Raw genomic sequence first — 12066 nt, forward strand, 5'->3', positions numbered from 1 at the left:
AATGGTGTGCAACAGGGTGGCGCCGATCAAGAGGGAAGTTTCCGGAGGGATGCGACGCCCGGAGGTCCAACCCATCCGTTCGTTCAATGGGTTTTCCTCCAGTAGTAGACCCAGCGTTCGGAGATGGCTTTGTCATTTCCGTCACGCAGTTCCAGAGTCATGTCCAGGTCATTGGCCGTGCCTGGATCCAGGACAAAGAAGGCACGCAACACCTGTGGCATATGAAGCTGTGGGCTGCGGCCGAGACCGGCGGGGATGTCATCGACGTTCGGCATGCTCATGTCGGACAGGCCGACGTGGATGAGTTTCACCTGCTTGTTGTTGATCTCCACGACGGGTTTGAAATCCTTGATGTCATCCCACTTCGGATCGCCGACCTTCTTTTCGGGTTCCAGCGGCTTCGCGAAATCGACGGCGACCAGCACCTCATTCGGCTTCTGAACGGGGTTGCCCAGCCGGGTGGCGCGGACGGTGAAGAGGCCGGACGGCTTTGGATCGCGCATCCAGCGCAGACGGTAGTGGACCTTGAACGGCTTGCCGACGGCATGCTCCGGCTGCGGTTCCCAGAGGAGGATGACGTTGTCGTCCGTCTCATCCTTCGTCGGCATCTCGATGAGGTGGAGCTTGCCGTTGTCGAAACCTTCGATCGGTTCCACCTTCACACTGGGGCGCTCATGGTAGCGGGCCTCCGGGTCCTGGTAGGAGGAAAAGTGGCGATCGCGCTGGAGCAGGGACCAGGAGCGTGGCTTCTCCATGGTGAAGACACAGTGGCGGAACTGGTCCTTCGTCGTTTCCAGCGGGCGGTAGTGGAGATTGCCGCTGCCCAGCTCCATCAGCAGGCCGTCGCTGTCATGGACCTCCGGGCGGAAGTCGAACGGCTTCGGATGGGTGCCTTCGCCGAACCAATACATGCTGGAAAAGGGGGCCAGACCCAGTTGGGTCACCGGCTTGCGCAGGGTGAGTTCCGCCTCCACCTCGACGATGGTTTCCTCCCCGGGAGTCACGGTGAACTGGTAGGCACCGGCCACGCTCGGCCCGTTGAGCAGGGCGGAAACCTTGAGCGACTTCGAGTCCTTGGCCGGTTTCTCAAGGTGGAACTCGGTGAAGTCCGGGAACTCTTCCGGCACGCCGGGAATGCCGCTGTTCAGGGAGAGACCGCGTGCGGAGAGGCCGTAGGGCGAGTTCGCGGGGATGGCGCGGAAGTAGCTGGCGCCGAGGAAGACGAGGAACTCGTCCATGTATTCCTTTGAATTCAGGTGGGTGCGGGCGCGCCAGCCCGCGTAGTTCGGCGGTGGGGGCGTGTCCTTTGGCACCACCTGCTTGCCGTAGTTGAAGAGCTTCTGGTTGAAGTCGAGGTGGATGCTCTTGCCATCCTTCACCTCATGCAGGGAGACGGTCTTCTTCGCCGTCCAGCCGGGATGGAAGAAGTCGATGGAAAATGGCCCCTCGTTCCACCACAGGCCGGACTCCATGTTGAAGCGGATGTCCCGGTGCTGGTCGTAGGTCAGCTTTTTCCAGAAGTCCGCCAGGTCGTCCTTCTGCGGCTCATAGGGCTTCGCCGCCAGCGCGCGGGCCTTCGCCTTCAGCGTGTCGAAGGAAAACTCCTGCTGGGCGAGGGAGGCGGAAAAAGGGAGGGCGGCGAGGGATGCCGTGACGACGAGGGACCTGCGGAAGGATGTCATGCGGTGGAAGAACACTGCCGGATTTCTGGCAGTTGGCGGGGTGGAAAGCACGTGGAAAATCCAGCGCACATTCCACTATCCGCCGCATTGTCTCACCACACCACATCGGTGGGCGGCTTGCCCTTCCTCCACGGCTGGCCGCCATCGTCCTTCAGGTCAGTTCCCACCGAGTGGATGGCCAGCCTGGATCCCTCCATCCGGTGGCGGAAAGGTTCACCTGTCAGCGGGTCGATCTTTGAGGTTCCCGGAAGAGCCGCCAAGCTGGAGGGATAGCTGCCGTGCTCCAGCCGGTGAAGCTCCAGGTCACAGGCGAGCACCGCCTGATGGATCTGGATGGTCAGGTCAACGGCCATCCGGCACTGCCTGGCGAAATCCCACTCCACTGCCGTATGGTTGAAAAACTCGGGCTTTGGCGACGTGGCGGCGTACCGGTTGCACACATCCAGCCAACCCTTGAGGTTTTCCGTCTTCGCCAGTTCCTTCCTAAGGTCGAGTTCCCGGGAGACGACCATGGCCGCGCTGCGATCCCACAGGCCTCCGGGAACAACACGGGGGAAGATGGAAAAGGCATTCCAGCTTCCCGGCGAGGATATGTATCCGGAGGGCTGGCCCTCTTTATAGGAATCAAACATCGGGAAGGAGGCGGTGATTTCGAGTTCCAGTGCCCGGAGGAACTCCGCGGTGGGATTCCACCGTGCCAGTCGTGAGCGGATGGCGTTGAGCTGGGTGTCACTCCAGCCGCATCTCTCCAGACATTTTGCCAATGTGGGCTGGGTCCGGCTGAATGCCGCACCGCGCAGGATGAGGGAGGTCATCAGCTGATCGGAAGCCATGGTCTCCATCAGGCGCAGGCAGATCATCATGCTTTCATGGGCGATGTCGGAACGGCCGGCTTCGAGCGCGAGTTCCGCCCGCAGGGTGAGGGAACCCACCACATCGACGAGCTGGAACGAAAGTCCGTAGCTGACGTTTGAATCGTCCAACTCGCACAACATGGCAAGTGTGGGGGAGGCGGTCTGCGGCCGGTCCAGGCCCGCCCGCAGGTCAGGTAGGACCCCTGCGAGGGTCTTTTCAAAAGTGGCCAGATTGGTGGCGGCATCCCCGGTGAGCTTGAGCGACTTTTTCAGGTCATTGAGGGAGCCGTCATCGTGGCGGAAGAACCGGTTCTTGGAACCTCCCCGCCTAAGTTGCGCGTCGTTGAGCCGGGCGCGTGCGGAGCCGGGGGCATAGTTGGCGTCCTGCTTCCCAGGGTCAAATGATTCGCTCCGGGCCTCCGCGAGCAGCGGGATCATCGCGAAATTCTCGTCTTCCGGTGGCAGCGCGCGGACCATGTCAGAGAGCCGGGTAGGCTGGTCTTCCGCTTTCATCTTCCGCACCGCGTCGCGGCGCATGCCGGCCCCATGCCAGTTGGCGGCGGCATAAAGCAGGGCGATGAGCGAGACCAGGCCGAGCAGGCTCTGGCAGAGGCGGCGGAACCAATTGCGGGACAGGAGGCTTTTCATCGGTCGGATCATGGGTTGGTGTTGTATCCGAGCAGATCTTCCGGCGACGGTGGCGGCAGTTCGGATGCGGGCCGCAGCACCGGTCCCTCCATCCGCTCGACCGGGGGAGCCAGCAGGATGAAGGTGAGGGTGGCGGCCCAGCAGGCGCATAGACCGGCGAGGAAAGGTTGCGGCAACCATGGGACCGCCACGGGGGCGGGCAGGATCATCGCCTTCCAGTGCGCGGGCAGCGGGCGCAGCTCCATTTCCAGGAGTTGCTTCTCGATGTCGTTGTCGCCGCCGCCGTTCATGGGATCAAAGCTCTTCATACAGGGGACGCAGGAGGTCGCGGAGTTTGTCTAAGGCGTAGCGGTAGCGGCTGGCGGCGGTGTTCATGGGGATGCCGCAGGTGGATGAGATTTCCTCGAAGGTGCGCTCCTGCCAGAGCTTCAGCACGACCACCTCCCGTTGCTCCGGGGGCAGGTCTGCCAGCGCTTCCTCCAGCCTCTGGCGGAAGGCCTCCCGGTCCGGATCCGCGCAGGGCTGCAGCAGGTCGCCCTGTCCCTTCGCCGAGTGGTTCGTGCGGACAGTGTTCCGGCGCATGAGATCGACCGCGGCATGGTGGACCATCCTCAGCAGGTAGGACCGCTGGTTCTCCATCATGGAGGGATCCGCACGGCCTCCGGCGAGCTTGAGGAAAAGGTCCTGCAGGATGTCACGGGCGGCGGCCTCATCCCTCAGCAGCGACATCGCATGGGCGAACATGACGGTGGCGTGATCGTCATAGATCCGCTCCAGTTCTTCGGGTGAGGGTTTCCGCTTCGCGCCGGCCATTATCGGGTGGACGCGCGGGAGGGGAAGATTTGTCTGACGGACCGGCGTATTTTCCTAACGGCCCAGATACACCTCCGTGATGTAGTCGATGCTCACGGTGCCGTCCTGCTGGTGCAGGGCGAAGATGCGCTCAAGTTCCGCGGTCATCTCCTCATGGCGCGGTTGCCCCGGGGCGGGGGCATAGGAGGAGGAAAGCAGGCGGCCGCGGAGGCTTTCGTAGCCGAACACCTGGCGGTTGGTGAAAGTGTGGAGGGCGTAGCCGTCCGTGAAGAACCCGCCCAGCACGCGGCTGTCGATGGTCTCATGGCGCACGGTGTTGTAGTCGGTTCCGTACTCCAGCAGCAGGGCCTCATAGTCCCGCAGGAACGGCGTGGTATCCACCTGCCGCACGTTCCACAGCAGCGCGATGAGACCGCCCGGTTTCAGGATGCGGGAGAACTCGGCCCGCGTTTCCGCCCCGGCGAACCAGTGGAACGCCTGCGCTGCCAGGATGAGATCCACGCTTCCGTCCGGCAGGGTGGTGGCCTGTGCGGTGCCGTCCACGCTGGTAAAGCCGGGGTAGGCCGCCAGCAGACGCTCCGCCGCCTCACGCATCGGCGCGTTCGGCTCCACGCCGGTGACGGGGACACCCGCCTTCAGGAGCATCTCCGCGGAAATGCCGGTACCGGAGCCAATGTCCGCCACCGTGGATGACGGGGACAGATGGGCCTTTCTCACGAGCAGATCCACCACCTCCGGAGGGTAGCCGGGCCGGTAGCGGACGTAGTTTTCCACCCGGTCGGAGAAGCGTTGTGTGGAGGAGGATATCATCGGGAAACAGTAGGGAGGGTGGACACTCCTCACCTGGTTGAGCCGGTCGATCCTACTCTTTCAAGACGTTCTCCGGAACCGGAAATCTCGGAGCTTTCCGGTTTTTACCGCGATCCGGCGAGTGGAACTGTTCCGGACACGAACCGGAAAGGAGAAAGTCGTGATGGATCGTATGGGATGAAATTGTAAGCCGTTGGTGATCAGTTTCGTTTTCCGTCGTTTGGCTTGAACCGGAAAACCGGAAAGGAACCGGAAACGGAGCTTCCTTTCCGCTCCCGAACCGGAAACGGACAGAGGGGGGCTTATATAGGCCCCCCTCTGTCCGGTTCTCGCCGGTTATGGAAATCAGGAAGGCCGGTCCTATGCCTCGTATCCTCACTCCCGCAGCTTCACCCGCAGCAGGGGAGGCGTGTTGCTGCGGTTCTCACGGGTGGCGAAGGCATGGACAAAGCCGTTCTTTGCGGTCTCGTCCGTTTCCCGGCAGATGATGATGGTGGCGGTGCCGTTGGTGTCCGACCTGAGGAAATCCACCAGGGCGGACCCTTTGATGGCGCAGGTGGCGCGGCTGGTGCCCTGTGCCAGCTCGAAGCTGCCAAGCGGGACGACTTTCGCCGGATCCGGCAGGTGGCGGAGCTTCCCGTCCCCATTCATCGCGGGGGCGTTCTGCCAGGTGATGGCCTTCTCCTCCCAGGTGTCGCCCGTCTCATCGGTCAGGCCATAGACGTGGAAGACACTGTCCGGGACCAGCGTCGCGAAGCCGAGATCGCTCGGCTCCACGTTCAGGCTGAACTCCGCGTCTTCGATCTTCTCCAGGTCGAACTTCGACAGGTCGAAGGCGGCATATCCCTTGCGGATGAGGTCTTCCTGGTGGGTGGTATTCTTCACCCGCATGAAAGGTTCAATGCCGTAGTTTTTCGGAATCTTGGTGGACTGGATGAAGGCATCCCGGCCGCTGCCGTAGTTGGTGGAAATGGTCTGCCAGCCCTGGTGGTCGCTCACGATCACATCCGGCTGCCAGCGGTTCGTCTCATCATCCTCACCCACGGACGGGTTGAGCTTTTTCTTGAGCAGACCCCGGTCGAGCGCCTGCGCAGGCGTCACCTGCTTCATGCCCTTCTCACCCTTGTGGCCGACCTCAACGAGGCCCTCGATCACGTGGACGAGGTATTTTCCATCGTCATCCGCGCTTACGCCGAAGCGGGTGCCCAGGTCCACGACCTTCGCATCCTTGGTATCCACGGTGAAACCGATCGCCTGCTTCGGAACATCCGCGACGATAGTGCCGCGTACCAGGCGGCAGTTCATGGTGTCGATGATCTCCAGCGTGGCTGGGGCCTCCAGGACGACCTCCGCGCCGCTGTCGAACTTGAGCGTGGCCAGACCTTCCACCAGTTCAAAGGTCCCTGCGGAAATCCGTGATCCCTCCGCGGTGGGCAGGGTGCTGCCACCCCAGCGGCAACCCTGGGACTTCGTGATGGACGCGACGGTCGGGACCGCTGCGGTGACCAGGGAAGGCGGGGCATCCTTCACGAAGGTGCGGATGCCCACGGTGATCATCACGCAGGCGGCGGCGGCAAAAAGGGCGATGGGGATGAGCGGGTTGGTGCGCCGGAGCGGCACCACATTCCCTGCGGGAGCCTCCTGGGAGGCCAGATCCCGGACGAGGCGCGGGTCGTGCCGCAGCTCCGCGTCCAGAAACAGGGAGCGGGCGAAGAGCGCGCGCATCTCCGAGTCCGCCCGCAGCAGGGCGTCCAGATCCGCTTCCTCGTCAGGGGAGAGCTTTCCGTCCCGGGCGCGTTCGCAGCGCTCGAGCAGTTCCCAGCGTTTGGCATCTCCGGAGTTCATGACAGGGCGGATTCTTCGTTCTTGAGACGGTTTTCGACACACTCCAGCAAGGTGAAGCGAAGGCGGCTGAGCGCGCGATAGACGGCACCGGCGGTGCTATCGATGCGTTCGGCGATCTGGTCAACCTCCAGATCCTCGAAATAGCGCATCAGCAGGATCTGCCGGTGCTCCACCGGCAGCTTGTGCAGGCAGGACTCCAGCGCCTCGCGCCGGGCCTGGCCATGGTCGGAGAGTTTCGCCACCTCCTGGCCGATCTGCTCCAGCATCTCCCCGCTCAGCGGGAGGTGGGCGCGCTTCGCCTGGCGGCGGTAGCCCAGGATCTGGTGAAAGGCGACCTTCCGCGCCCAGGCGATGAAGTTGGTCCCCGGCTCAAATTGGGAAAAGCTTTTCCACATCACCATCTTCGTCTGCTGTAGGATATCGTCCGCATCCGCCTGGGCGGGGACAAGGCCATAGACGTAGAGCGAAAGGGCCCGGTCATGCCGGGTCAGCAGGGTCAGGAAGTCGGTGCTGGGGTCATCGCTCATCGGATCATTCCACCGCTGGAAATCGTGGATTCTGTCAAAAGAAGTGCAGTTCGGCGGGTTTTTGGACGGAAATCTTTTTTGTCCAAAACCGCGCCGGTTTCGACTAGTTTGTGTGAAATGCCCTTCCTGTGTAAACCCAGCACGAAGTTCCTGTTGCTCGGCCTGTTGTCCGCGCCGGGGATGCTCCACGCCACTGCGGAAAATGCCGAGGCGTTGAAGTTCTTCGAGACGAAGATCCGTCCGGTCTTCGCCGGGAATTGCTACGACTGCCACGGTGAGGAAAAGCAGAAGGGCGGCCTGCGCATGGACAATCTGGGCTACATCCTGCAGGGCGGCGAAGGCGGTCCCGCGGTCGTCCCCGGGGATGCCATGGCCTCCCATCTCTACAAGGCTGTCACCTATGAGGACAAGGACCTCCAGATGCCGCCGAAGGACAAGAAGTTGCCGGACAGCCAGATCGAGGACATCCGCAAGTGGATCGATATGGGTGCTCCATGGCCGAAGGCGGAGATCGTCCAGGCGAAGAAGCCCGGTGAGTTCACGGAAGAAGAAAAGGGCTGGTGGGCGTTCCAGCCGCTGAAGAAAGTTACGCCGCCTGCGGTCGGGGATGCGCGTGTTGCCAACCCGATCGACAACTTCATCGCCACCGGGCTGAAGGAAAAAGGACTGTCGCAGGCTCCGCAGGCCAGCCGCACGGAAATGGTGCGCCGCCTTTACTACAATCTCCACGGCCTGCCGCCGACTCCGGCGCAGGTGCAGGCGTTCCTCGACGACAAGCGCCCGGACGCCTACGAGCGGCTGGTGGACGAGTTGCTGGCCAGCCCTCGCTACGGCATCCGCTGGGGCCAGCACTGGCTGGATCTGGCCCGCTACGCGGAGTCCGACGGCTATCGCGAGGATGCCTACCGGCCGAATGCGTGGCCATACCGGGATTACGTCATCAAGTCCTTCAACGACGACAAGCCCTACAACCAGTTCGTCCGCGAGCAACTGGCGGGGGATGAGATCAACCCGGACGATCCCAACGTGCTCATCGGCACGGCGTTCCTCCGCCATGGCATCTATGAATGGAACCAGCGCGATGCCGAAGGGCAGCGCGAGCTGATGGTGAACGAGATGACGGACGTGACCGGCGAGCTTTTCCTCGGCCTCAGCTTCGCCTGTGCCCGCTGCCATGACCACAAGTTCGACCCCATCCTGCAGAAGGACTACTACCGTCTGAAGTCGTTCTTCACCGGTGTGCAGTGGCGTGAGGACGTGGCCCTGGCCACCCCGGAGCAGAAGGCCGCCCACGCGGAGCAGATGAAGGCATGGGAGGAATCATCCAAGGAGGCGCGGGAGGCTTATGAGGCTCTCATCCAGCCGGCCCTCGACAATGCCCGCCGCAAGGCCACCGAGATGTTCCCGGAAGAGGTGAAGGCCATGGTCGCCAAGCCGGATGACCAACGCACTCCCTATGAAAAGCAGATCAACTACCTGGTCGAGCGTCAGGTGATGGTGGATCAAAACAAGACCCTCGCGAAGCTCAAGCAGAAGGCGGACCCGGTCATCGAGGCGATGAAGCCGTTCGAGGAAACGAAGCCCAAGCCGCTGCCCTACGCCTTTGTGGCAACGGATGTGGGGACCACCGCGCCTCCGACGGTATTGAAATCCCGCCGTGGTGATACCGATGTGAAGCCTGGTTTCCTCACCATTCTCAAGCCGGATGAGCTGGACGTGAAGCCACTGGCGGAGCGGAACTCCTCCGGACGGCGGACCGCGCTGGCGGACTGGATCACAGATCCCACCAATCCGCTTTCCACTCGCGTCATCGTCAACCGGGTCTGGCAGTTCCATTTCGGGCGGGCGCTGGCGGAGAACACAAGCGACTTCGGCAGGCTGGGAACCCCTCCTTCCAATCCCGAACTGCTGGACTGGCTGACGGGCGAGTTCCTGGCCAACGGCTGGAGCTTCAAGAAACTCCACCGCTTGATCCTGACTTCGGAAACCTACCGCCAGAGTTCCCTGGTGCAGCCGACCGATCTGACCAATCAGGTCGATCCGTCGAACAAACTGCTGTGGCGCATGAATCCGCTCCGTCTGGACGCGGAGCAGACCCGGGACACGCTGCTGATGATGAGCGGCGAGCTGAAGGACCAGATCTCCGGTCCCGGGGTGGACGCCAGCGAGCCGGTGCGCTCCATCTTCACCCGCAAGCGCCGGAACTCCCCGGATGAGTTCATGACCCGCTTCGACGCGGCGCCCGGCTTCTTCAGCATGGCGAAGCGTGAAACCACCACCACCGCGCTCCAGAGCCTGGTCATGATCAATGGTGAGTGGCCTCTCCAACGTGCCCGCGTGATGGCCGCCAAGGTGCTCAAGGATGCCAATAACGACGAGAAGGCCGCCGCCGCCGAGGCGATCCGCCTGGCGTACTCCCGTCCCGGCACGAAGGCGGAAGTGGATGGCGTGCTCAAGTTCCTCAAGCACCAGCAGTCGGTGATCTCGAAGGATCGTCCGGTTGAGGCTGCGCCGGAGGTGACCAACCCGGTGGTCGATGCGGCGGCACTGTTCAACAAGCACTTCCTGGCCCCGTCCAAGGCGATCACTTTCCGTCCGGGCACGACCTTCGAGAAAGTGCGCGTCGCCTCCGCTCCGGAGACCCCGGAATTCACGGTGGAGGCCGTGGTGAATGTGGACTCCGTGTTCCCGGATGCCTCCGTCCGCACCATCGCCTCCCGCTGGAACGGCGACCTCGCCACGAAGGGGTGGTCGCTCGGACTCACCGGCAAGACCTCCCGCCACAAGCCGAACCACCTCGTTTTCGAGATCACCGGCGACGATTTCCAGGGCTCCCTGGTCCGTGAGGTGGTGCCGTCCACCATCTTTGTTCCGGATCACACGCCGTTTTACATTGCCGCGGTCGTCAGCAATCGCCCGGTGGAGGGCAAGACCTTCGGCGGCTCCATCACTTTCCATGCGCTGAACCTTGCGGATCCCAAAGCCAAGCTGGTATCCGTGACGGTCCCCCATGGCATCGGAAATGGGTATGTGAACCCGGAGCGCAAACTGATCATCGGTGGCCGTGATACCACGGAGAGACACCTCTGGAGTGGCGGCATGGCGTCGGTTTCCGTCACCAACAAGCTTCTCGATGTCACCCAGCTCGCCGCATCGAAGCCGATGAACGCCCCGGAGCGTCTCTTTGAACTGAACGCGGACACCCTGACGGACACCTACAAGCCGACCTTCAGTTGGGAGAAATCCAGCGGAGTGCCTTCCTCGAAGACCCGCAGCTCCCCGAAACTCGAGGCTCTGGCGGACCTGTTCCACACGCTCATCAACTCGAACGAATTTTTCTACCTGCCATGAACCCGATGATTCCCCATCACGAAATCCTCCACACCCGCCGCGACTTTCTCCGCCGTGGCGGCGCGGGGTTCGGTGCGGTCGCGCTGGCCTCCATCCTCGGCGACAGCAATGTCATGGCCGCGCTGGGTGGAGCCCAGGGCAGTGTGATCAACCCGCTGGCTCCGAAGCTGACCCAACTCCCGGGTACCGCGAAGCGCGTCATCTTCCTCTTCATGGAAGGTGGACCGAGCCACCTGGACATCTGCGATCCCAAGCCGCTGATCAACAAGCTGGACGGCCAGCAACTGCCGGAGAGCTTCGGCAAGGTCATCACCGCCATGGGTGAGGCGAATGCCCCCATCATGGGTACCCCGCGCACCTTCAAGCAGTATGGTGAAGGCGGGCAGTGGTTCTCCGATCTGGTTCCGCACATGGCATCCGTCGCGGACGAATGGTGCCAGTTGAAGGCCTGCGTCTCCAACGGCATCAACCACGCCGGCGGCGTGTGCCAGATGAACACCGGCTCCATCTTCGGCGGCAGGCCGTCGCTGGGGAGCTGGGTCAGCTATGGCCTGGGGACGGAGAACCAGAACCTGCCGTCCTTCGTGGTCCTGAAGGACAGCGACTCCCAGGTGGTCAATGGCGTGCGGAACTGGGGCAGCGGCTTCATGCCTGCGGTCTATCAGGGCACGTTGCTGGATGACGGCCCGAACCCCATCGCCAACCTCAACAACCCGAAGGGCATCACCGCCGCCCGGCAGAAGGAAAAGCTCGCCCTGCTGGCGGAGATGAACAAGCGCCACATGCGGGGCAGGGAGGACAACACTGAGCTGGATGCCCGCATCCGCAGCATGGAGCTGGCCTTCCGCATGCAGGCCACGGCTCCCGAAGCGGTCGATCTCAGCCGTGAGACCGAAGCAACCAAGGCGCTTTATGGCATGGACGAGGACCATACCCAGAACTTCGGCCGCATGTGCCTTCTGGCCCGGCGGCTCGTCGAACGTGGCGTCCGGTTCGTCCAGCTCTACCACGGTGCGGGCAGCAAGTGGGACGCCCACAACAAGCTGGAACCGAACCACAAGAAACTCTGCGCGGAGATGGACAAGCCGGTGGCCGGACTGATCAAGGATCTGAAGCAGCGCGGCCTGCTGGAGGACACCCTCGTCATCTGGGGCGGAGAATTCGGCCGCACGCCGATGTCCGAGAAGGGCGATGGCCGCGACCACAACCCGACAGGCTTCTCCATGATGTGGGCGGGCGGTGGTGTCAAAGGCGGCCAGTCCATCGGCGAAACAGACGATCTCGGCCTCCATGCCGTGAAGGACAAGCTGCACGTCCATGACCTGCACGCAACCATCATGCACCTGATGGGTGTCGATCACACCCAGATGATCTACCAGGACAAAGGCCGTCCGGAGCGGATCGATCAGAACGAAGGCCACGTCTGCGAGAAGATCCGCGGACTGGTCTGAAAACGGCGTGAGGCCCGCATGCCGCGGGCCTCACCGGTGAGGCTCCGGGCTGGATGCCTGGAGCCACTTTTTTGAAGGGAGTGGA

Annotated in this window: 9 protein-coding genes; 2 read left to right on the forward strand and 7 right to left on the reverse strand. The window is 62.7% G+C overall.

Features of this window, described 5'->3' with window-relative positions; genetic code table 11:
- Nucleotides 1-83 precede the first annotated feature (83 nt).
- The 7 genes from OVA24_RS10690 to OVA24_RS10720 form a co-directional block, all read right to left on the reverse strand.
- Nucleotides 84-1682 (reverse strand): OpgD/OpgG family glucan biosynthesis protein, encoded by a 1599-nt coding sequence (locus tag OVA24_RS10690; protein ID WP_267675234.1) that lies wholly within the window; start codon nucleotides 1680-1682, stop codon nucleotides 84-86.
- A gap of 92 nt (nucleotides 1683-1774) precedes the next feature.
- Nucleotides 1775-3184 carry a hypothetical protein gene (locus OVA24_RS10695; protein WP_267675235.1) on the reverse strand — a complete coding sequence of 470 codons (1410 nt, stop codon included), beginning with the start codon at nucleotides 3182-3184 and terminating at the stop codon, nucleotides 1775-1777.
- Between the two features lie 8 nt (nucleotides 3185-3192).
- Nucleotides 3193-3492, reverse strand: a complete 300-nt coding sequence (locus OVA24_RS10700) for a hypothetical protein (protein WP_267675236.1) — start codon at nucleotides 3490-3492, stop codon at nucleotides 3193-3195.
- The gene (locus OVA24_RS10705; protein WP_267675237.1) at nucleotides 3479-3997 is read right to left on the reverse strand and encodes an RNA polymerase sigma factor; all 519 of its coding nucleotides are present in this window, start codon (nucleotides 3995-3997) and stop codon (nucleotides 3479-3481) included. The genes OVA24_RS10700 and OVA24_RS10705 overlap by 14 nt, the downstream gene beginning before the upstream one ends.
- A 54-nt stretch (nucleotides 3998-4051) precedes the next feature.
- Entirely contained in the window at nucleotides 4052-4807 is a 756-nt protein-coding gene (locus OVA24_RS10710; RefSeq protein WP_267675238.1) for a class I SAM-dependent methyltransferase, read from the reverse strand.
- 375 nt (nucleotides 4808-5182) lie between these two features.
- On the reverse strand, nucleotides 5183-6652 hold the full coding sequence (locus OVA24_RS10715; RefSeq protein ID WP_267675239.1) for a DNRLRE domain-containing protein: 1470 nt from the start codon (nucleotides 6650-6652) through the stop codon (nucleotides 5183-5185).
- A complete protein-coding gene (locus OVA24_RS10720) occupies nucleotides 6649-7179 on the reverse strand; it encodes a sigma-70 family RNA polymerase sigma factor (protein WP_267675240.1) in 531 nt (176 codons plus the stop codon). The genes OVA24_RS10715 and OVA24_RS10720 overlap by 4 nt, the downstream gene beginning before the upstream one ends.
- Nucleotides 7180-7296: 117 nt before the next feature.
- Between OVA24_RS10720 and OVA24_RS10725 the strand changes: the two genes are divergently transcribed.
- Nucleotides 7297-10530, forward strand: coding sequence for a PSD1 and planctomycete cytochrome C domain-containing protein (locus tag OVA24_RS10725; protein ID WP_267675241.1), 3234 nt, complete (start codon nucleotides 7297-7299; stop codon nucleotides 10528-10530).
- A gap of 5 nt (nucleotides 10531-10535) precedes the next feature.
- Nucleotides 10536-11981 (forward strand): DUF1501 domain-containing protein, encoded by a 1446-nt coding sequence (locus tag OVA24_RS10730; RefSeq protein ID WP_345783437.1) that lies wholly within the window; start codon nucleotides 10536-10538, stop codon nucleotides 11979-11981.
- Nucleotides 11982-12066: the final 85 nt, after the last annotated feature.

It is taken from the genome of Luteolibacter sp. SL250 (assembly GCF_026625605.1).
Classification (GTDB): domain Bacteria; phylum Verrucomicrobiota; class Verrucomicrobiia; order Verrucomicrobiales; family Akkermansiaceae; genus Luteolibacter.

What these genes read in the sequence shown, in the direction of transcription:
- OVA24_RS10700 (WP_267675236.1), bottom strand. Translation starts at nt 3,492, where the DNA reads ATGAAGAGCTTTGATCCCATGAACGGCGGCGGCGACAACGACATCGAG.
- OVA24_RS10725 (WP_267675241.1), top strand. Translation starts at nt 7,297, where the DNA reads ATGCCCTTCCTGTGTAAACCCAGCACGAAGTTCCTGTTGCTCGGCCTG.
- OVA24_RS10695 (WP_267675235.1), bottom strand. Translation starts at nt 3,184, where the DNA reads ATGAAAAGCCTCCTGTCCCGCAATTGGTTCCGCCGCCTCTGCCAGAGC.
- OVA24_RS10710 (WP_267675238.1), bottom strand. Translation starts at nt 4,807, where the DNA reads ATGATATCCTCCTCCACACAACGCTTCTCCGACCGGGTGGAAAACTAC.
- OVA24_RS10720 (WP_267675240.1), bottom strand. Translation starts at nt 7,179, where the DNA reads ATGAGCGATGACCCCAGCACCGACTTCCTGACCCTGCTGACCCGGCAT.
- OVA24_RS10705 (WP_267675237.1), bottom strand. Translation starts at nt 3,997, where the DNA reads ATGGCCGGCGCGAAGCGGAAACCCTCACCCGAAGAACTGGAGCGGATC.
- OVA24_RS10690 (WP_267675234.1), bottom strand. Translation starts at nt 1,682, where the DNA reads ATGACATCCTTCCGCAGGTCCCTCGTCGTCACGGCATCCCTCGCCGCC.
- OVA24_RS10730 (WP_345783437.1), top strand. Translation starts at nt 10,536, where the DNA reads ATGATTCCCCATCACGAAATCCTCCACACCCGCCGCGACTTTCTCCGC.
- OVA24_RS10715 (WP_267675239.1), bottom strand. Translation starts at nt 6,652, where the DNA reads ATGAACTCCGGAGATGCCAAACGCTGGGAACTGCTCGAGCGCTGCGAA.